Origin of the sequence: Shewanella maritima (assembly GCF_043643735.1) — a bacterium.
GTDB classification, from domain to species: domain Bacteria; phylum Pseudomonadota; class Gammaproteobacteria; order Enterobacterales; family Shewanellaceae; genus Shewanella; species Shewanella maritima_A.
This window is the reverse complement of record NZ_JBHZSM010000004.1, coordinates 130,369-151,531: the sequence shown is the minus strand read 5'-3', so window position 1 is coordinate 151,531 and position 21,163 is coordinate 130,369. Positions and strand designations below refer to the sequence as shown.

The 21,163-nt window shown below is 41.3% G+C and carries 17 protein-coding genes and 1 pseudogene; 16 read left to right on the top strand and 2 right to left on the bottom strand.

All coding sequences use genetic code 11. From position 1 onward, the window contains the following. Positions 1-37: 37 nt before the first annotated feature. The 7 genes and pseudogenes from ACHUGF_RS06565 to yqfB all read left to right on the top strand — a co-directional run bounded on the left by ACHUGF_RS06565 (position 38) and on the right by yqfB (position 7,061). Positions 38-778 carry a hypothetical protein gene (locus ACHUGF_RS06565; RefSeq protein ID WP_394129992.1) on the top strand — a complete coding sequence of 247 codons (741 nt, stop codon included), beginning with the start codon at positions 38-40 and terminating at the stop codon, positions 776-778. A gap of 51 nt (positions 779-829) precedes the next feature. Then, positions 830-2,200: a serine hydrolase domain-containing protein gene (locus ACHUGF_RS06560; RefSeq protein ID WP_394129991.1), complete on the top strand. Its 1,371-nt coding sequence runs from the start codon at positions 830-832 to the stop codon at positions 2,198-2,200. A gap of 145 nt (positions 2,201-2,345) precedes the next feature. Next, positions 2,346-3,707: a serine hydrolase domain-containing protein gene (locus tag ACHUGF_RS06555; protein WP_394129990.1), complete on the top strand. Its 1,362-nt coding sequence runs from the start codon at positions 2,346-2,348 to the stop codon at positions 3,705-3,707. 391 nt (positions 3,708-4,098) lie between these two features. After that, positions 4,099-4,803, top strand: a complete 705-nt coding sequence (locus ACHUGF_RS06550; protein WP_394129989.1) for a hypothetical protein — start codon at positions 4,099-4,101, stop codon at positions 4,801-4,803. Between the two features lie 364 nt (positions 4,804-5,167). After that, positions 5,168-6,217, top strand: a pseudogene (locus ACHUGF_RS06545) (alcohol dehydrogenase family protein). A gap of 146 nt (positions 6,218-6,363) precedes the next feature. Next, positions 6,364-6,723 (top strand): hypothetical protein, encoded by a 360-nt coding sequence (locus ACHUGF_RS06540; protein ID WP_394129988.1) that lies wholly within the window; start codon positions 6,364-6,366, stop codon positions 6,721-6,723. Beyond that, positions 6,720-7,061, top strand: coding sequence for a N(4)-acetylcytidine aminohydrolase (gene yqfB, locus ACHUGF_RS06535; protein ID WP_394129987.1), 342 nt, complete (start codon positions 6,720-6,722; stop codon positions 7,059-7,061). The genes ACHUGF_RS06540 and yqfB overlap by 4 nt, the downstream gene beginning before the upstream one ends. Positions 7,062-7,863: 802 nt before the next feature. Here the strand turns inward: yqfB and ACHUGF_RS06530 are convergent. Then, complete coding sequence (locus ACHUGF_RS06530; RefSeq protein ID WP_394129986.1) at positions 7,864-9,150, bottom strand: citrate synthase; 1,287 nt, start codon at positions 9,148-9,150, stop codon at positions 7,864-7,866. Positions 9,151-9,570: 420 nt separating this feature from the next. Here ACHUGF_RS06530 and sdhC point away from each other — a divergent pair, with 420 nt between their 5' ends. The 8 genes from sdhC (at position 9,571) to sucD (ending at position 19,148) form a co-directional block, all read left to right on the top strand. Then, positions 9,571-9,966: a succinate dehydrogenase cytochrome b556 subunit gene (gene sdhC, locus ACHUGF_RS06525; RefSeq protein ID WP_394129985.1), complete on the top strand. Its 396-nt coding sequence runs from the start codon at positions 9,571-9,573 to the stop codon at positions 9,964-9,966. Next, positions 9,960-10,307, top strand: coding sequence for a succinate dehydrogenase, hydrophobic membrane anchor protein (gene sdhD, locus ACHUGF_RS06520; RefSeq protein ID WP_394129984.1), 348 nt, complete (start codon positions 9,960-9,962; stop codon positions 10,305-10,307). Before sdhC ends, sdhD begins: the two co-directional genes overlap by 7 nt. After that, complete coding sequence (gene sdhA, locus ACHUGF_RS06515) at positions 10,308-12,074, top strand: succinate dehydrogenase flavoprotein subunit (protein WP_394129983.1); 1,767 nt, start codon at positions 10,308-10,310, stop codon at positions 12,072-12,074. 15 nt (positions 12,075-12,089) lie between these two features. Next, on the top strand, positions 12,090-12,797 hold the full coding sequence (locus ACHUGF_RS06510; RefSeq protein ID WP_394129982.1) for a succinate dehydrogenase iron-sulfur subunit: 708 nt from the start codon (positions 12,090-12,092) through the stop codon (positions 12,795-12,797). A 197-nt stretch (positions 12,798-12,994) separates the two neighbouring features. Next, entirely contained in the window at positions 12,995-15,817 is a 2,823-nt protein-coding gene (sucA, locus tag ACHUGF_RS06505; protein WP_394129981.1) for a 2-oxoglutarate dehydrogenase E1 component, read from the top strand. Positions 15,818-15,845: 28 nt separating this feature from the next. Beyond that, positions 15,846-17,033, top strand: coding sequence for a 2-oxoglutarate dehydrogenase complex dihydrolipoyllysine-residue succinyltransferase (odhB, locus tag ACHUGF_RS06500; protein ID WP_394129980.1), 1,188 nt, complete (start codon positions 15,846-15,848; stop codon positions 17,031-17,033). 76 nt (positions 17,034-17,109) lie between these two features. Beyond that, a complete protein-coding gene (gene sucC / locus ACHUGF_RS06495) occupies positions 17,110-18,276 on the top strand; it encodes an ADP-forming succinate--CoA ligase subunit beta (protein ID WP_394129979.1) in 1,167 nt (388 codons plus the stop codon). Then, the gene (gene sucD / locus ACHUGF_RS06490) at positions 18,276-19,148 is read left to right on the top strand and encodes a succinate--CoA ligase subunit alpha (protein ID WP_394129978.1); all 873 of its coding nucleotides are present in this window, start codon (positions 18,276-18,278) and stop codon (positions 19,146-19,148) included. Before sucC ends, sucD begins: the two co-directional genes overlap by 1 nt. A 63-nt stretch (positions 19,149-19,211) precedes the next feature. On the opposite strand, the gene pepE is transcribed toward sucD, so the two are convergent. Continuing rightward, positions 19,212-19,925 (bottom strand): dipeptidase PepE, encoded by a 714-nt coding sequence (gene pepE / locus ACHUGF_RS06485; RefSeq protein ID WP_394129977.1) that lies wholly within the window; start codon positions 19,923-19,925, stop codon positions 19,212-19,214. A 277-nt stretch (positions 19,926-20,202) separates the two neighbouring features. Here pepE and htpX point away from each other — a divergent pair, with 277 nt between their 5' ends. Then, positions 20,203-21,063 (top strand): protease HtpX, encoded by an 861-nt coding sequence (htpX, locus tag ACHUGF_RS06480; RefSeq protein WP_394129976.1) that lies wholly within the window; start codon positions 20,203-20,205, stop codon positions 21,061-21,063. Positions 21,064-21,163: the final 100 nt, after the last annotated feature.

Genomic DNA, 21,163 nt, shown 5'->3' with positions numbered 1-21,163 from the left:
TTTGTATTACTTACATCGATAACTAAGAGATTTGACGATGACAAATACGAAATCAATGGCGGTACTGCTTGCACTAACAACATCATTGCCCGCCTTTGCAGCAGAAGAAACACCTGATCCTGCTGACCTAACCGAAACGAACACGTCTGCTTATGTTGGTATGAGCAACAAAGGCGGCTTCAAAGCTTCAATCTCCGGTGACATGAATTTTGACAATGGCCAAACAGGCATGATGACTGTGGAGGCTGCCATCGATAATGAAGGTAACTATACAGACAGTCGAATTCAGTATTTCCATGTGATGACCACAAAAAATTCGGTTATCCCCAAAGTGGCGGCGTCACTGGATGTATTGGACAACGCTCTATTTACCTCAGTTTCTCCGGGGGTGACTTTGGCCATTAACTCTGGGGTAAAAGGTCTAAACATTTTCCCTCGTGTTGGTGTGCTTGGCGGTAAGTTCTCTGATGATGTGAAAGCTATGGCTAACATTACTGACGAGAAAGCAGTGGGTGGTTCAGCAGCATTTTACATGTTCTATACCGTTGGCGACGATGGCACTTATTTTGGCTTGTACCCTGAGTACAACTACCTATCTGGTGATGTCAATATGTCTGTTTTGAATACCAACTTCCTAATGTCGACACCGCTTAGCGACGACAAAACGCGTTGGGGACAAATCAAAATCACCAACACCAACACCACGATTAAAAATGCTTTCATTGATGAAAAAGTCAACGATACCGTGGTATGGGCAAACTACAAATTTTATTTCTAATTCTGACAGATATATTCATTGAGTTTAAACAGATTTAGACAGGTAATTATTATGAAAACTACATTTAAACTACGTAACATCGCACTTCTTGTTGCAACTACGCTTACCGCTGGTGCAGCAGTAGCAGAATCACCACTTGAGAAAGCGCTGGCTGTACCAGGTGCAAAACCAAACATCCCTGTTACTCAAGTTAAAGAAGGATTTGACAAAACGTTTATTGATGAAGCGAGCGAGGCTTTTGGTAACTTCCACATGCAGATGGGGGGTGACCACGCTCTTTACTACACTCTGAACATGACGAAGTTCTTGCCAGCAGAATTGGCGATGCCGCACGGTGAAGTAAGTGTTTTAAAACGCAACATCAACGATTCTCTTAACGACCTTTCCTTTACTTTGGGTGACGGCAGCGAGTCGGTTTCAATGGAACAATACATTCACGATGAGAAAACACGCGTACAAGGCATCATGATCCTGAAAGGTGGTGAAGTGGTCTATGAAGCGTTTCCTGGCATGAATCCAGAAGACTCTCACATCTGGGCGTCAGTAGCAAAATCATCAGTGGGTACACTGTTAACCATGCTAGAAGTGGAAGGCAAGGTTGATATGTCTAAGTCGATCACTGAATACGTACCTGAGTTAAAAGGTACTGAGTGGGATAATGTCATCATGCTTGATGCGATGAACATGGCGTCTGGTTTGGACATCAGTGAAAACGCAGAAAATACCCTAAATCCACGCTCGGTATTCCAACGTATGCTGTCAGCCGACTTCAATGTTGTTAATGCTGATGGTGTGATTGAAGACGAGATGAAAGTACTGCGCGATGTACTTCCTCTTGAAGGAGAACCATCTGGTGAAGTGGCACGCTACAGCTCAACAGTTACCAAAGTGCTTGGTGTTGCGATTGAAAACATCACACAGCAACCATATACCGAGGTATTTGAAGAGCGTATTTGGTCTAAAATTGGTGCTCGCGCATCTGCACAAATTAATGTGACACCAGCCGGTCACGCTATGGCATACGGTACCGTGAATAGCCGTTTAGACGATTTAGCTCGTTACGGTCTGCTATTTACTCCTAGCTGGGACAAAGTTGCTAAAGAGCAAGTTGTTTCAAACGAAGTGCTCGAGAAAATGCAAAAAGGCGGTAACCACGAGGCTTACATGGCGGGTGATTTTACGGACCACTCATGGGTTAAAGCGTCATTTGGCAAAGATATGCCAATCTACAACACACACCAATGGGATGCGGCTTGGGCAGATGGTGCGCTGTTTAAACATGGCAACCTTTATCAAAGCATCTATGTCGACCCAGCACGTGACGTTGTGGGTGTAGCTTTCTCTACATCTCCGGTTTATTTAACACCTGACCTAATCCCTGGTTATCTTCGAGAAGCAGCTAAACAGCTCGCTGAAAAATAACCTACTAAGTCCTCCTCACTGGGGAGGGGATCTGAAAAAACTTTAATCTTCACGATCGATTATCAATTTTAAGCATCAATTAATTTAACGAAAAATGAGGAAGGAGCCGTTGTGAAATTAGGCGCCTCTTCTCATAGGAGCAATTATGAAAACTTTTAACCTTAATAAAATATCTTCAGCAATCCTACTAGGCAGTGCGTTGGTATTTTCTTCAGCTGTGGTTGCAGACACTGAAATTAAGCAAAATGGTCCAACGATGGCGAAGACAAGCGAATTAAGTACGTCACGCACGGTCGACGAAATTAACGCAATTAGTGCGTTCTTTAATCAACCTGATAACAAAGTGAAAATTCAGTTTCCTTCGACTGAAACAGAGTTTGCTTGGGTAAACATGTCTAAGTTCTACCCAACGGTTCAAGTGCCACGGAGTGTTGAAGTTTCTGAAATTCCATATGCGATCAATGCAGACATCAATGATGTTAAGTACATGAACTACCGCTCAGAAAAAGAAATCTCAGTAGATGAACACTTCGAAACTAAGCCAATTGACGCCATGGTAGTGGTTAAAGATGGCAAAATCGTTTTTGAACGTTATAAAACCATGCGCCCACAAGACAAACATTTGTGGATGTCAGTATCAAAGGTAACGGGCTCTACGGTTCTGGCAATGCTTGAACAAGAAGGCAAAATTGATGTGCAAAAACCTGTCAGCCACTACCTTACAGAGCTAAAAGGTTCGGTTTGGGATACCGTGAAAGTGGAAGAGTCACTGGATATGGCTTCTGGCCTAAATGGTACAGAGCACGATGAGCCGACACCTGATTCACGTACCAACCCTGATCAAATTTGGTTCCGTTGGGCTGCTACAGATATGGTAGGCATGGCGCCTGATGTACGTGGCAGAGGAGAAAGCTGGGTTGATGTTCTAACTTCAATGAAGCGTAAAACACCGGGCCATCAATTGTTTGAATACAACTCAATTAATACGTTTGTGATAAACCGTATCGTAGAGCACGTGTCTGGTAAACCATTGTCAGAGCTATTCGCTGAGCGCATTTGGAGCAAGCTAGGTATGGAGCATGATGCCTACTACATCAGCAGCCCAGCAGGTAATACTCTTGGCTTTATGGGGGTGAACTCAACACTTCGTGACCTAGCTCGATTTGGTATGGCATTTACCCCTAGCGTTGAAAAAATTGCGGGCGAAAAAATCGTTTCTGATGAAATTTTGGCGAAGATCCACGACCGTAAATACATCGAGCAATACTCAGATGGCTACATGGGCAAAAAACTGAACAAAAACTTTGCTGACGATGCAGGTAACATCAGTAACCGCTATCAGTGGGATGCAGTCACTTCCGAAGGCGACATGTATAAAGCCGGTGTAGGTGGACAAGGTGTTTACATTTCACCATCTACAAATACAGTTGTCGCTTGGTTCTCAACTGGTGATGGTGAAAATCAAGAAGAATCGATGGCTAGAGCAATTGTCCAAGCGATCAAATAAAGATCGGTGGCTGAACTGATAGCTCAAATGCTATACCAATTATATTAATCATAGTGCTGCAAGCGTAGAACCCAGTGAGGTGACTCTCCGATACGAGTCACCTTGCTTGGAGCTTACTCCAATTAACAATGTTGTTTGCTAGGGACTCCTCTAGAGATTGGACTTAGTGTGCTAGTTACATCTAACGCAGTGTGGTTTTTTAATAGCTTTACATATAGTTAACAATGGTGTTTTATAAGATACTTCAAAGTTCTAACTTAAATGCGTATATAGTAATTGCTTAAAAATGAAGTTTATTATCAATTAAGACTGAATAGGATTAGGTGCTATAGACTATCAAAACTCGGTTGGAACAGTGCGAGTCTGTCGTTTGTTTTAAGGACAAAACAAAATGTTAAAAATAATGATTGGATTAATTTTGGCTTCTTTTGTAGTAGGAGCTTATTTATATATACAAGATACAGATACTGGCTTGTTACAAGCAGTAAAATCAACCTCAAGTGATACCTTAAATATAAGTCAATCTAGGCAAGATTTTCAGAAAAGTAAGGCTGCCGATATTGATACCTTAAGTAAAGATAAATTGGCTGTAGCGTCAGAATATGCTTTAGGAGAAGGTAAGCAAGTCAGCGTTATGCATGATGATGAATACTCCTTTTTGAATGAATTAGATTACTTAACAAGTCATCATTTTAAGAGTGCAGCAGATTTTACATCTGCATTTTTAAATGATGATGGAATCGTTAAAAGGGCCGCTATTGTTGATACTTTTAATGTTAATGATTTTCAACAGTTGATTGAACAAGTTGAATTAATAGAAAAATCTGAGAATGCAGCCATGCGTGAGCAAGTATTGTCAGAAACGATGCATAGTTTAGATAATGTGCAAATTATTTCAGAGAATTATTCATGTGCTGGCAAAATATGCGTTGTTTCCTTTCATTTTGAAGGTAATGATGAAAATGTTGAACCATTATCCACTTTTTCATCAAACTACTCTTTTACAAATATATCTGCTGATGACACTGGTATAAAACAGCTTAAAGCTGTTTACATAGAAGCGGATGATCCTTCCACATTAAGATTAACTCAGTAGATATAGTCAATTAATATGTCAAAACATTCAACTTGCACATGGTAATTTATGACGCAGTGCTGAGTGTCTGTTGTCTATTAATAGGTGGCAGCAAATAGCGTTTCAGTTTTTGCAGTCTCGATATTGAAGTTACACTTTCTTAAGTCATTGAGTATTAATCGGATTTTTTACATCTAATCTACAGTTAATTATGTAATAGAAAGTTATAAGAGTGTTCGGGTACAAGCTTGGTTTACTGGTATAGATGGTAAGTAATGATCATTTCAGCATTATAGACAGACAACTCATAATCAAGATCTTCTGGCACCCACGTAACAGGTTGCATGATATGCTATTTCGATTACTTAGCTATTGAGAATATTAAATGAACATATCTAATGTCATGAGTGGCGTAGTGTTAACTGGTCATGGTGATTTTGATAAGTTGCAATACCGTACTGATTTACCATTGCCGGCACCGAAAAGTAATGAGGTGTTGATTAAAGTTAAAGCGGCTGGCGTAAATAATACCGATATTAATACTCGTACAGCTTGGTACTCAAAATCTAATGCTTCTGATAAAGATGCGAGTTGGAGCGGTCAAGCGCTAGATTTTCCGCGCATCCAAGGTGCTGATGTATGCGGTGAGATAATTGCTGTTGGTGCAAACATTAATACAAACAGAGTGGGTGAAAGAGTATTAATTGAGCCTTGTATTACCCATCAAAATGGCAACAGGCTTGCTCAACCTTGGTATTTTGGTTCTGAATGTGATGGTGGTTTTGCTGAATATACAGTGGTGTCAGCGAACCATGCCTATAAAGTCACCAGTAACATGAGTGATGAGCAATTGGCATCATTCCCTTGTTCTTATTCTACAGCTGAAAATTTACTGACAAAATCGAATGTGAAAGCAAATGAATGGGTGTTAGTGTCAGGTGCTTCAGGTGGTGTTGGCTCTGCTGCTGTGCAGTTAGCTAATGCCAGAGGGGCCAAAGTCATTGCGATTACCAGTGAAGCTAAAGTTGATGAACTGCTTGCATTAGGTGCATCTAAAGTCGTTGTCCGTGGGCAGTCGATTGTCGAAGCGCTTGGTGTTAATAGTGTCGATGTGGTGATTGATCTGGTTGCAGGAAAAGATTGGTCAGCGTTTTTAGAAGTGTTAACGCCTGGTGGTCGATATGCCGTTGCCGGCGCCATTGCTGGACCATTAGTCGAACTCGATGTAAGAACCTTGTACCTGAAAGATCTCAGTCTATTTGGTTGAACTGTATTGGCGCCCAAGGTATTTGCTAATTTAGTGAGCCATATTGAGGAAGGTAATATCAAGCCACTTGTTGCCGAAACATTCCCGCTTAAAGACATTGTTACAGCACAAACTTGTTTCTTGAAAAAACAGCATATTGGTAAGATTGTTTTAACAGTTTCAGCATAATTTACTGTTTAGAATACATCGCACTTAAATTAGCCATTAGATTACATTAATGTTGACCTAATTAGCTGTAGTCAATCGTGTGTTTGAGTATATTACTGGCGAAAATCTTTGTATTTATGAAAATATTTAACTAATTAATCAGAAACATGTTGAATAAGAAGCTATTTAAAATTTGTGCTTGGCTGGTTGTCGCTGTTGTGATTATTTACAACGGCTACTTCTATGTTTCCCCAAGTATTACAGTTGAAAATCACAGCAATGCGAGTATCACTGAGAGTCGTATTGTATTACCGAGTAGTGGTTTAGACTTTGGTTTTATTGAAGCGGGTAGTTCAAACACGCTTTACTATGATTTAGCACAAAGTGATGGTCAAATTCGTTTTACGTTTACCTTTGATGATGGCAATGAAGTGCAGGGTAGATGTGGCTATGTCACCAGTAACGAACTTAATCAGCGCACTCATGTGATAATTGAACAGTCCAAACAGGTTGTATGCAAGCTATGAAGTTAAATTCAAATCCAAATTTCGCGACAAGTATCAGTTTTTATGAAAGGTTTGTGGAAGATATCGTCGCGGGTGATAAAAGTATTACCATCAGAGATAGTGCTGACATTAATTTTCCATTGAATAAGGCAATTGATGCCGTTATTTTTCAAACTGATGACGTTTTTGCAAGGTTATATATAAGCAGTATCACGCCTCTGAGCTTTGATGAGATAAATGCTTACCATGCGCAGCAAGAAAACATGACGATTGTTGAGCTCAAGCAAGTCATTCGAGAAATTTATCCTGATCAGAATCAATTTTATTTGATTGAGTTTACTTTAGTGGAACCTCATTAGCTCAAAAACGATTTGTTTTTTAAGTTTCATGAACCAATATTGAAATAATCCTCAAGATTGCATTTGTATGATTTAATCAGTTGACGGGCTTGAATAGCTTAAACTGATTGATTTATGCTGTACATGAATAAAATTCAATTTAAATGTCCTCTTTATTTTTAGTTAATTAGGTGATCATTTATGCACGGTTATGGTGCATATTAATGATTGTTGCTGTTTATCATTATGCATAAAACCCAGGTTTTAAGAATATAAAATCATTATTTATAACTAAATAGTTAGAGTTTTGGCGGTTTAATTATTTATTCGAACTCTTATTTGTATGAATTAATGTGTTGTTTTCGGCCTTGTCTATCACATTTCAAATTGTTTTTGCCTTAACGCAGGTGTTGAATAAGTCAGCTAAGGCATTCATATTAAGTGCATATAAAGTAATCATTACATCTATAAGCGACATAGCTAACTCCTGCCCCCCCATACAAATCAGTTCAGTTGAGGCTGTTCAATGAGTGTATCTAGCCATCGTGTACACTGTATTTAGTTATCAACACTAGCGTTATTAGGCTTAATTACGATGGAGAAATGAATTTATGCAAGGGCATGAGTTAGGTAATAAATCCATCCTTCATTTATGCTTTGTTTAGTCCTTAATAACTATCAAATCGCATATCTTATGTGAGTTATTTATCTATTTAGGATGCGGTGCAAAGGAGGGTTTTGGCAAAGTAGTAAAGAGGGCGTTAAGTTAAATTTTAACTAAAAAAAAAGCGCCATATAGGCGCTTTAGAATGGATAGATAAACTTAACGTTTATCGAGGCTAACAAAATCGCGATCGTCACAGCCAGTGTATAGCTGACGTGGACGGCTGATTTTGTGACCTGGTTGGTCAAGCATTTCTTTCCAGTGTGCAATCCAGCCTACCGTGCGCGAAAGAGCGAACAATACAGTGAACATGCTGGTTGGAATACCAATTGCTTTCATGATGATACCAGAGTAGAAGTCTACATTTGGATATAGCTTCTTAGAAACAAAGTATTCATCTTCAAGGGCAATACGTTCAAGTTCCATAGCTACATCAAGTAGTGGATCTTGTACGTTAAGTTCTTTAAGAACTTCATGACAGGTTTCACGCATCACTTTTGCGCGTGGGTCAAAGTTCTTATAAACACGGTGACCAAAGCCCATTAAGCGGAATGGATCAGCCTTGTCTTTCGCACGTGCAATGAACTCAGGAATGCGATCAACACTACCAATTTCTTCAAGCATATTAAGACATGCTTCGTTAGCACCACCATGAGCAGGGCCCCAAAGAGATGCAATACCCGCTGCAATACATGCAAATGGGTTAGCGCCTGAAGAACCTGCTAAACGAACAGTAGACGTTGAAGCATTTTGCTCGTGGTCTGCGTGAAGTACAAAGATACGATCCATTGCACGTTCTACAACTGGATTCACTTTATATTCTTCGCATGGTACAGCGAACATCATTGACAAGAAGTTGCCTGCATAGCTTAGGTCATTACGTGGGTACACAAATGGTTGGCCAATTGAGTACTTGTAACACATTGCTGCTAATGTTGGCATTTTAGAAATTAGGCGGAAAGCCGCAATTTCACGGTGTTTCTCGTCATTTACATCTAAAGAATCTTGATAGAAAGCAGATAGTGCGCCAGTAACACCACATAGCATTGCCATTGGGTGTGCGTCACGGCGGAAGCCTCTGAAGAAAGCAGTAAGCTGATCATGGATCATGGTGTGATTCTTCACCATTGCTTCAAATTCTTCATACTGCTGTTTGTTCGGTAGTTCACCGTGAAGCAGTAGGTAACATACGTCTAGGTAGCTAGACTCAGTTGCTAATTCATAAATTGGGTAACCACGGTGGGTTAGGATCCCTTTAGCACCATCGATATAGGTAATTGCAGACTCACAAGATGCAGTAGCTAAAAAGCCTGGATCGAAAGTGAAATAACCTTTCTTCCCAAGGGTGCTGATGTCAATCACATCAAACCCTGATGTACCTTGTTTTACTGGTAATTCAATTGAGTCGTTATTCGGTAACTCTAATTTGGCTATTAGTTCAGCCATACCCCGTTCTCCTTACTTCATTCTTATCTATGAGTGCGGCATGTTAAGCGAACATTACTTTACAGTGAATGTGGATCACATTTCAATTCAAATAAGCGTTTAAATTGATTAGACCATGGTATATATCTTGCTTAAAGCCTTGTTGTATGAGGCTTTTAGCGCTAAACAAATAAAAAAATAATAAAAAAACAGTTTTTGGATAATGTGATGTTTGTATTTGACAAAGCGCGCGAGTATACTTGCAACCGTCCCTAAGGGAGACAGACATCACAATTTAGAGATTATTATTTTACGGGGCTAAATTAGTGATTTCTCAATTGGTTAGGTGTTTGAGAGAAGTTAGTTAATCAGATACATTTATGCAACATAATTGTTGGTAATGTTTTGTAAGTTAACTAACCATAACAAAAATAATGCTCAATGGAGCTGAGTGAGCAGAACGTGAAAAAGCAAAGACCTGTCCATCTAGACCTGCAGACGATTCGCTTTCCTGCAACAGCGATTTCGTCAATCTTGCACCGTATTTCCGGTGTCATTATGCTATTTGCTATCGGTATTCTTCTTTGGTTGTTAAATTCAACTTTAACATCAGCTGAAGGTTTCGCTAGTGTCCAATCTCTTTTCGATAGTTTCCTGATGAAGTTCATCATTTGGGGCATTCTTACCGCACTGGGTTATCACTTATTAGCTGGCATTCGCCATTTGATAATGGATACAGGTCGTTGGGAAGAATTAGCTTCTGGTGACGCATCTGCTAAGGCCGTTTTTGTACTGGCTATAGTATTTTCAGTCGTAGCGGGGATTTGGGTATGGTAACAAACGCAGCAAGTTTTGGACGCAGTGGTGTTCATGACTTTATTTTATTACGCGCAAGTGCGGTTATTTTAGCCTGCTATACCATTTTTATGGTTGGTTTCATCGCTTGCAGTTCACCTTTAACTTTCGAAGTATGGCAGGGTCTTTTTAGCACTCTACCAATGAAAGTATTCACCTTAGTTACGTTAATTGCACTACTTATCCATGCTTGGATTGGTATCTGGCAAGTATTAACTGACTATGTGAAATCTACCGCTTTACGTGGTGTATTACAGTTTACCTTTGTTGTGACCGCGCTTAGTTATCTTGCGGCAGGCATTGTTATTGTGTGGGGTGTATAAGTGAGTATTCCAGTACGCGAATTTGACGCGATTGTAATTGGTGCTGGCGGAGCAGGTATGCGCGCCGCACTACAGATTTCTAAAGAAGGTAAGAGCTGTGCGCTTTTATCTAAAGTATTCCCAACTCGTTCTCACACAGTATCTGCTCAAGGTGGTATCACTGTTGCGTTAGGTAACGCACATGAAGATCACTGGGAACAGCATATGTACGATACAGTTAAAGGTTCTGACTTTATCGGTGACCAAGACGCAATTGAATTTATGTGTCAAACCGGTCCTGAAGCGATTATCGAACTTGAGCACATGGGCTTACCTTTTTCTCGTTTTGATAATGGTAAGATTTATCAACGTCCTTTTGGTGGCCAGTCTAAGAATTTTGGTGGTGAGCAGGCTGCACGTACTGCTGCAGCAGCTGACCGTACAGGTCATGCTCTACTTCATTGTTTATACCAACAAAATGTTAAGCATAAAACAGAGGTTTTCTCTGAGTGGTATGCATTAGATTTAGTTAAAAATGAAGACGGTGTCATCGTAGGTTGTACTGCGATTGAGATTGAAACTGGCGAAATTGTTTATTTCAAAGCGAAAGCAACAGTACTTGCAACCGGTGGTGCAGGGCGTATTTATGCTTCTACCACTAACGCACATATCAATACCGGTGACGGTGTAGGTATGGCGATGCGTGCTGGCGTTCAAATGCAAGACATGGAAATGTGGCAGTTCCACCCAACGGGTATTGCTGGTGCAGGTGTACTTGTAACTGAAGGTTGTCGTGGTGAAGGTGGTTATCTTTTAAATAAAGATGGCGAGCGTTTTATGGAACGTTATGCACCTAACGCAAAAGACTTGGCATCTCGTGACGTTGTAGCTCGTTCAATGATGACTGAAATCCGTGAAGGTCGTGGCCTTGATGGTCCTTTAGGCCCTCACTGTTTGTTGAAACTTGACCACTTAGGTAAAGAAACCCTTGAAGCGCGTCTTCCAGGTGTGTGTGAATTATCACGTACCTTTGCTCATATTGATCCAGCTGATGGTCCAATCCCTGTATTACCAACTTGTCACTATATGATGGGTGGTTTACCAGCGAAAGTCAGCGGTCAAGTGATTCGTCAAAATGAAGATGGCAGCGAGCAAGATGTGACTGGTTTATTTGCTGTTGGTGAGATTGCATGTGTGTCTGTACACGGGGCTAACCGCTTAGGTGGTAACTCACTTCTCGATTTAGTGGTATTTGGACGTGCTGCTGGTCAGCATTTAGGTAAAGCGTTAGATGAAACGCCAACGCCAAAAGATGCGACCATTGAAAACATTGATGCATCTCTTTCTCGTCTAAATCGTTGGGAAAGCAATACTGACGGTGAAGACCCAGCTCAAATCCGTAAAGATTTACAGCTTTGTATGCAGCTCAACTTCTCTGTATTCCGTACAGGTGAAGCAATGGCAGATGGTCTTGAACAGCTTAAAGCGATTCAAAAACGTCTAGACAATGCCAAGTTATCTGATAACTCTAGCGAGTTTAATACCCAACGTATTGAATGTTTAGAGCTTGATAACTTAATGGCTACGGCATTAGCAACAGCATATGCTGCTAACTTCCGTACAGAAAGCCGTGGTGCTCACTCTCGTGAAGACTTCCTAGAGCGTGATGATGAGAACTGGTTATGTCACAGCGTATTTGACCCAATTACCGAGTCAATGAAAAAACGTGATGTGAATATGGAGCCTAAGCTACGTGAAGCTTTCCCTCCTAAGAAACGTACTTATTAATCAGGAGTTGCGAAGATGAATTTAACATTTGCAGTATACCGCTATAATCCTGATGTAGATAATAAGCCTTACATGAAGGACTACACCCTTGAAGTGCAAGAAGGCACTGACATGATGGTGTTAGATGCGTTACTTAAACTGAAAGAACAAGATCCAACGTTGGCGTTCCGTCGTTCATGCCGTGAAGGTGTTTGTGGTAGTGACGGTATCAATATGAATGGTAAAAATGGTTTGGCTTGTGTCACACCAGTATCGACTTTCAAAGGTAAGAAAATTGAAATTCGCCCTCTACCAGGCATGCCAGTTGTACGTGATTTAGTGGTTGATTTAACTCAGTTCTATAAACAGTACGAGAAAATTAAGCCTTTCCTTATCAATGATGAAAAGACGCCTGCGCGTGAACATCTACAGTCTCCTGAAGAGCGAGAGCACTTAGACGGATTGTACGAGTGTATTATGTGTGCATGTTGTTCTACTGCTTGTCCTTCATTCTGGTGGAATCCAGATAAGTTTGTCGGACCAAGTGGGCTACTTCACGCATATCGTTTCCTTATCGATAGCCGTGATACAGCAACTGAAGAACGTCTCTCTGAACTTGATGATGCTTACAGTGTATTCCGTTGTCACGGGATCATGAACTGTGTTGACGTTTGTCCTAAAGGATTAAACCCAACTAAGGCAATTGGTCACATTAAGTCTATGCTGCTTAAACGCGCGGTTTAATCTCGACCAAGTGACTAAATCGTTATTCATTTTAGTCACGCAAAAGAGTCATCTTTACCTCTATTAAGGTGACTCTTTTAATTTTTCGCAACACCTGTGACAAATCGTAAGGTGTGTTGCAGTCCTAATAAGATGATTGTTATTGTCTTATTGGTAGTTATGGCTAAGTACGTGTATCAAGTTTGAAAGGAATAACAATGCACCAAGGCATCATGAAAGCCTGGCTCGAGTCGTCACATTTAAGTGGCGCTAATTCGACCTATGTAGAAGAGATGTATGAAGCCTATCAAGACGATCCCCAGTCAGTATCTGAAGATTGGCAAGTTGTTTTTGATAATCTCCCTCCAATCAGCGAATCATCTATTGATGTGCCTGAAGCAGCTCATTCTAAAGTCCGAGATTATTTCAGAAGTTTAGCATTAGAAACCCGAGGAAAGGGTGCGGGTCGTGTCACTGATCCAGAGCTAGATGCTAAGCAAGTTAAAGTCCTCCAATTAATTAATGCCCACCGTTTTCGTGGTCATCAAAACGCTAACTTAGATCCATTAGGTCTTTGGAAGCGTGAACCTGTATCTGAATTAAACCCAATGCACCACGGTTTAGACGCAGATGATATGGAACGTGAGTTCAATACAGGTTCCTTCGCCCATGGTGGCGATACCATGAAGCTTGGCGATATTATTCATGCACTTAAGAGCACTTATTGTGGTTCAATTGGTGCTGAATATATGCATATTACTGATACTGAAGAAAAACGTTGGATTCAACAACGCCTTGAGCCGACATTAGGTCGCGCTAATTATTCAGTGGATGTGAAGAAACGTATTCTTGAAGGCCTCAATTCGGCTGAAGGTATGGAAAAATACCTTGGTGCGAAGTTCCCAGGCGCTAAACGTTTCTCGTTAGAAGGTGGTGATTCACTTGTCCCTATGATGCGCGAAATTATTTATCGTGCAGGTGAAGCTGGTACTAAAGAAATCGTCGTGGGCATGGCTCACCGCGGTCGTCTAAACGTTTTAGTGAATGTACTGGGTAAGCGTCCTGCTGAATTATTTGATGAATTCGCAGGAAAACATGCTGATGTGAATGGTTCTGGTGACGTTAAGTATCACCAAGGTTTCTCATCAGACTTTGAAACACCCGGTGGTAATGTTCATTTAGCACTCGCGTTTAACCCTTCTCACCTTGAAATTGTTAACCCAGTTGTGATTGGTAGTGTTCGCGCACGTCAAGATCGTCGCGGTTGTGATGATGGCCTGCAAGTGATGCCGATTACCATTCATGGTGATTCAGCTATTACTGGTCAGGGTATCGTTCAAGAAACCTTTAATATGTCGCAAACCCGTGGCTTTAAAGTCGGTGGTAGCATTCGTATTGTGGTTAACAACCAAGTAGGTTTCACAACGTCTAATCATGCAGATGTACGCTCAACTGAGTACTGTACCGATATTGCGAAGATGGTACAGGCGCCTATTTTCCACGTGAACGCTGATGATCCAGAGGCTGTGGCCTTTATTTCTCAGTTAGCCGTTGATTACCGTAATGAATTTAAACGTGATGTGGTTATTGATTTAGTTTGTTATCGCCGCCATGGTCACAATGAAGCTGATGAGCCTAGTGCAACTCAGCCATTGATGTATGCAAAAATCAAGAAGCATCCAACGCCACGTAAGATATACGCAGATAAGTTAATTGAACAATCGACTATCTCAGCCAATGATGTCACTGGTTTAGTCAATACCTATCGTGATTCATTAGATGCCGGTGAGTGTGTTGTTAAAGAGTGGCGTCCTATGACGTTACATACAGTTGATTGGACTCCATTCTTAAATAAAGAATGGGATGAAAGCTACCAGGCTTCAATGCCAATTGACCGTTTAAAAAATCTTGCTGAAAAACTGGTCGATATTCCAGAAAACCACAAGTTACAGTCTCGCGTTGCCAAAATCTATGGCGATCGTAAATTAATGGCCGCAGGTGAGAAACCATTGGATTGGGGGATGGCGGAAACACTAGCCTATGCCAGCATCCTAGAAGATAAAAAGCGTGTGCGTATTACAGGTCAAGATTCTGGCCGCGGTACTTTCTTCCATCGCCATGCCGTGCTCCATAATCAAAATGATGCGACGGCTTATTTACCATTACGCAATGTTGCTGATGAGCAAGGGCCGATTGATATTACAGACTCTGTATTATCTGAAGCCTCAGTTTTAGCCTTTGAATATGGTTATGCAACTGCAGAACCGGGTGGTTTAACTATCTGGGAAGCGCAGTTTGGTGATTTTGTGAACTGTGCGCAAGTTGTTATCGATCAATTCTTATCTTCAGGTGAGCAAAAGTGGGGCCGTTTATGTGGTCTGACAATGTTATTGCCTCATGGCTATGAAGGTCAGGGACCAGAGCATTCATCAGCTCGTTTAGAACGCTTCTTACAATTATGTGCTAACCACAACATGCAGGTATGTATCCCATCAACACCTGCTCAGGTTTATCACATGCTTCGCCGTCAGGTTGTACGCCCTATGCGTCGTCCATTGGTGGTGATGTCACCTAAATCATTGTTGCGTCACCCACTAGCTGTTTCAACTATGGAAGAGCTGGCAGAAGGCGGATTCCAGAATGTCATTGGTGAAATTGACGAGCTAGATCCAAAGCAAGTTGACCGTGTGGTGTTTTGTAGCGGTAAGGTTTACTTCGAGTTACTTGATAAACGTCGTAAACAAGAAATCAATAACGTCGCCATTTTACGTGTTGAGCAGTTGTATCCATTCCCAGAAGAGGAAATGAAAGCTGCACTTGAACAATATCAACATGTGAAAGATTATGTTTGGTGTCAGGAAGAACCTCAAAACCAAGGCGCTTGGTACTGTAGTCAGCATCATTTCTGGGCAAATATCCCAGCAGGTGCACAGTTAACTTATGCCGGACGTGAAGCATCAGCAGCGCCTGCATGTGGTTACCCTGGACTGCACTTACGTCAACAAGAGTCATTATTGAATAGCGCATTAAAACTGTCGTAATAGATAATTTATAAAAGGAATATGTTTCATGAGTATCGAAATTAAGGTACCCGTACTGCCAGAATCTGTTGCTGATGCAACTATTGCCACATGGCATGTTCAACCTGGTGAATCTGTAGAACGAGATCAAAACCTTGTTGATATAGAAACAGATAAAGTTGTTTTAGAAGTTGTTGCGCCAGAAGATGGTTCAATTAGTGAGTTGTTATTCCAAGAGGGTGACACGGTTCTTGGTGAGCAAGTGATTGCGAGTTTTGTTGCAGGTGCTGTTGCCGGTCAAGAGGTGACAAAAGAAGAAGCCAGTGCACCAGCAGCTTCGGTTGACTCCGATGAATCAAATGACGCACTAAGTCCTTCAGTTCGCCGTTTAATTGCTGAGCACAATGTTGATGCCAGCCAAGTTAAAGGCTCTGGTGTAGGTGGTCGTATCACCAAAGAAGATGTTGAAGCGTTTGTTAAAGCTAAACCTGCTGCAAAACCCGCTGCAGCGCCGGCACCTGTTGCACCTTTAGAAGGTCGTAGTCAAAAGCGTGTGCCTATGACACGTCTTCGTAAAACCATTGCAAATCGCTTACTAGAAGCCAAAAACTCAACGGCCATGTTAACCACTTTCAATGAAGTTAATATGAAGCCGATTATGGATATCCGTAAGCAATACCAAGAAACGTTTGAGAAGCGTCATGGAATTCGCTTAGGCTTTATGTCTTTCTATGTAAAAGCGGTAACAGAAGCGCTAAAACGTTTCCCTGAAGTGAATGCTTCAATTGATGGTGATGACATCGTTTATCACAACTATTTTGATGTGAGCATTGCTGTATCAACGCCTCGCGGTCTAGTAACACCAGTATTGCGTGATACAGATACCATGAGCTTAGCTGACATTGAGAAAAATGTTCGTGAGCTTGCGATAAAAGGTCGTGATGGCAAATTATCTGTTGATGATATGACTGGCGGTAACTTCACTGTTACTAACGGTGGTGTTTTCGGTTCGTTAATGTCTACGCCAATTTTAAACCTGCCACAAAGCGCTATTTTAGGCATGCATGCCATTAAAGACCGCCCAATGGCAGTAAACGGTGAGGTTGTTATTCAACCTATGATGTACCTCGCTCTATCTTACGACCACCGTATTGTTGATGGTCGTGAGTCAGTTGGATTCTTAGTTGCTATTAAAGACTTCTTAGAAGATCCAACACGTCTGCTACTTGATCTGTAAGTCGTAGATAAACCCTCGTTGTTGGCCCAGTATAAGGGCCAACTGGAAATTACTAGAAGTATATGGATAGATCATCATGAATTTGCATGAGTATCAGGCAAAAGCATTATTTGCCGAATATGGTTTACCAGTGTCAGAAGGCTTTGCATGTGATACTGCACAAGAAGCAGTAGAAGCAGCAGGTCACATTGGCGGTGATATGTGGGTTGTTAAGTGTCAAGTACACGCTGGCGGCCGTGGTAAAGCAGGTGGCGTTAAAGTCACTGGCGACAAAGAAGAAATCAGAGCATTTGCTGAAAACTGGTTAGGTAAAAACTTAGTAACTTATCAAACTGACGAAAATGGTCAGCCAGTTGCTAAAATCCTAGTTGAAAGCTGCACTGATATCGCAAATGAATTATACCTAGGTGCTGTTGTTGACCGTGCGACTCGTCGCATTGTGTTTATGGCTTCAACCGAAGGTGGTGTTGAAATTGAAACTGTTGCTGAAGAAACGCCTGAGTTGATTCACAAAGCAATCATTGATCCGCTAGTTGGCCCACAGCCATACCAAGCACGTGATCTTGGTTTCAAGTTAGGTCTTGATGCAACACAGCTAAAGCAGTTCACTAAAGTGTTCATGGGCTTAGCTAAAATGTTCGAAGATCATGATTTTGCACTATTAGAAATCAATCCGTTAGTGATTACCGAAGAAGGTAACATTCACTGTCTAGACGGTAAAATTGGTGTGGACGGCAACGCATTATTCCGTCAACCAAAAATCCGTGAAATGCACGATCCATCACAAGATGATGCACGTGAAGCACACGCAGCTAAGTTCGAGCTTAACTACGTTGCACTAGATGGTAACGTGGGTTGTATGGTTAACGGTGCAGGCCTAGCAATGGGTACAATGGACATCGTTAACCTACATGGTGGCAAGCCAGCTAACTTCTTAGATGTTGGCGGTGGAGCAACTAAAGAACGTGTTGCAGAAGCATTCAAAATCATTCTATCTGATTCAAATGTGAGTGCCGTTCTGGTTAATATTTTTGGTGGTATCGTTCGTTGCGACATGATTGCTGAAGGTATTATCGGCGCTGTTAAAGAGGTGGGTGTTGAAGTACCAGTTGTTGTTCGTCTTGAAGGTACAAATGCTGAATTAGGTCGTGAAGTTCTTGCTAACTCAGGCTTAGATATTATTGCTGCTGAGTCTTTAACAGACGCTGCTGTAAAAGTTGTTGCTGCTGCGGAGGCCAAATAATGTCTGTATTAATTAACAAAGATACCAAGGTGATCTGTCAAGGTTTCACCGGTGGTCAAGGTACTTTTCACTCAGAGCAGGCTATCGCATATGGCACGCAAATGGTTGGTGGAGTATCGCCAGGAAAGGGTGGTAAAACTCACCTAGGTTTACCTGTATTTAACACAGTTAAAGATGCTGTTGCTGAAACAGGTGCTACTGCTTCTGTCATTTATGTTCCAGCACCTTTCTGTAAAGATGCAATCCTTGAAGCAATCGACGGTGGCATTGAGCTAATCGTTTGTATTACGGAAGGTATTCCAACGTTAGATATGCTTCAAGTTAAAGTAAAACTTGAAGAAACCGGCGTACGCATGATTGGTCCTAACTGCCCAGGTGTTATCACTCCAGGTGAATGTAAAATTGGTATTATGCCAGGTCACATTCATAAGCCAGGTAAAGTCGGTATTGTTTCTCGCTCTGGTACGTTAACGTACGAAGCCGTTAAGCAAACGACTGACGAAGGCTTTGGTCAATCTACTTGTGTTGGTATTGGTGGTGACCCAATTCCAGGTACTAACTTCATCGACGTTTTAGAAATGTTCCAAAACGATCCACAAACTGAAGCTATCGTAATGATTGGTGAAATTGGTGGTACTGCTGAAGAAGAAGCGGCTGAATTCATTAAAGCGAATGTAACTAAGCCTGTTGTATCTTACATTGCTGGTGTAACTGCACCAGAAGGTAAGCGTATGGGCCACGCTGGCGCGATTATCGCTGGCGGTAAAGGTACTGCAGCTGATAAGTTTGCAGCACTTGAAGCGGCAGGTGTAACAACTGTTCGCTCTTTAGCTGACATTGGTAAAGCACTACGTACTCGTACTGGTTGGTAATATCAATTACGCACAGCTAAAAGGCGCCTTTGGGCGCCTTTTTTATGCTTTTCTAAAGTGCTATCAAAATGTCAAATATTCCGATAAATCACTGCCTGCTTGAATAAGCTGTTCCTGTATATTGCCTTTAAATAAATATCCTTCTTTATCACCAACCAAGGTTAATTTGTTTCCTTGGCGTAGCAGTGCCGTGCCTTCTTGAATCGCTATGATGGGAGTATTGGGGTCTACTTTAGTAAATTCCAACAACCTTTGTGCGCGTGTTTCACCATTATGGCCAGGCGCTTGATAATTGGTGTAATGCGGATTCAATTGAAATGGCAATAAGCTAAGTGCACTAAACGATGGCGGTTCGATAATAGGCATATCATTCGTCGTCCGGATACTGAGCCCAGTGATATTTGAACCTGCACTCCAGCCGACATAAGGTTTGCCTGCTTCAACCAGTGCTTTAATTTCATCAACTAAATCATATCGGTACAGCTCGTGTAACAAATGGAATGTATTGCCACCGCCTACAAAAATGCCATCTGCTTGTGCTAAAGCTTGCTTTGGATCTTTGTGTGTATGAATACTGCTAATATTTAAACCAAGAGGCTCAAGACCCGTTTGTACCATTTTGAGGTATTCATCATACTCAATACTGACGCCTGCAAAAGGAATAAATAGCCAATTTTGATTGGGTTGACATAAGGGTTTTATAAAATCGACCGTGTGGGCAAGGTAGGGCGTATCACCTACACGAGATGCACTGAGCATAAGCGCAGTAACTGACATGTAAATTTCCTTTATATTATTTGTAGTTGGTTAAGTTTATCAAAGTATGTAATTACTTAATATCATCGTATGAAAGGTACTTTTAAGCTTTGATTAAGATTGCGTGCCTATGCTGTGCGGCTCAAAACTGACTGGGCTTTAATGACATTCAAGTGGTCTTATTTAGCGATATGAGTTTATTAATAAATATTCATATTCTAAACCTTGAATTCCCAACTTTTGGACATATTATGTCTGTTATAAACATATATTGGCATAATGCCGTAAAGGAGCTTAAATGAAGCGTATTTTCTTATTGATCGCAACTAACATGGCAATTCTATTGGTTGCATCAATTGTGATGTCTATTTTAGGTGTTAACACCTCAACCATGAGTGGCTTATTAGTATTTGCTGCAATTTTTGGTTTTGGTGGCGCGTTCATCAGTTTAGCTATTTCTAAGTGGATGGCTAAAAAGACCATGGGTTGTGAAGTTATCAATCAACCTCGTGACAACACAGAGCGTTGGTTACTAGATACTGTTGCACGTCAAGCACAACAAGCTGGTATTAAGATGCCAGAAGTGGCTGTATATCAGTCTCCTGAAATGAATGCATTTGCAACGGGTCCAAGTAAAGATAATTCTCTGGTTGCTGTCAGTTCAGGTCTGCTTTATGGCATGAGCCAAGATGAAATTGAAGCGGTACTTGCCCACGAAGTTAGCCATGTAGCTAATGGTGATATGGTCACGTTGACACTTATCCAAGGTGTAGTTAATACATTTGTTATTTTTGCAGCACGTGTAGTGGCAGGTATTGTTAATAACTTCGTCGCAAGTAACAGTGAAGATGGCGAAGGCTTAGGTATGTTTGCCTACATGGGCGTTGTATTTGTGCTTGATATGCTATTTGGTATTCTTGCTTCGATGATCGTTGCTTACTTCTCTCGCATCCGTGAGTTTAAAGCGGATGAAGGTGCTGCACGCTTAGCAGGTAAAGATAAAATGATTGCGGCACTAGAACGTTTACGCCAAGGCCCTGAGTCAGGTGCTATGCCAGCTCAAATGTCTGCATTTGGTATTAATGGTAAGCGCTCAATGGCAGAAATGATGATGAGCCATCCACCTTTAGAAAAGCGCATTGCTGCTTTACGTGGTTAATAACTAACATATTAATTTATGTGTTAAAAAGGAGGCAGAAGCCTCCTTTTTTATTCCTCAAGCAATACAGTTTTGTGAGCTCTAGCCATATTATTTTTAG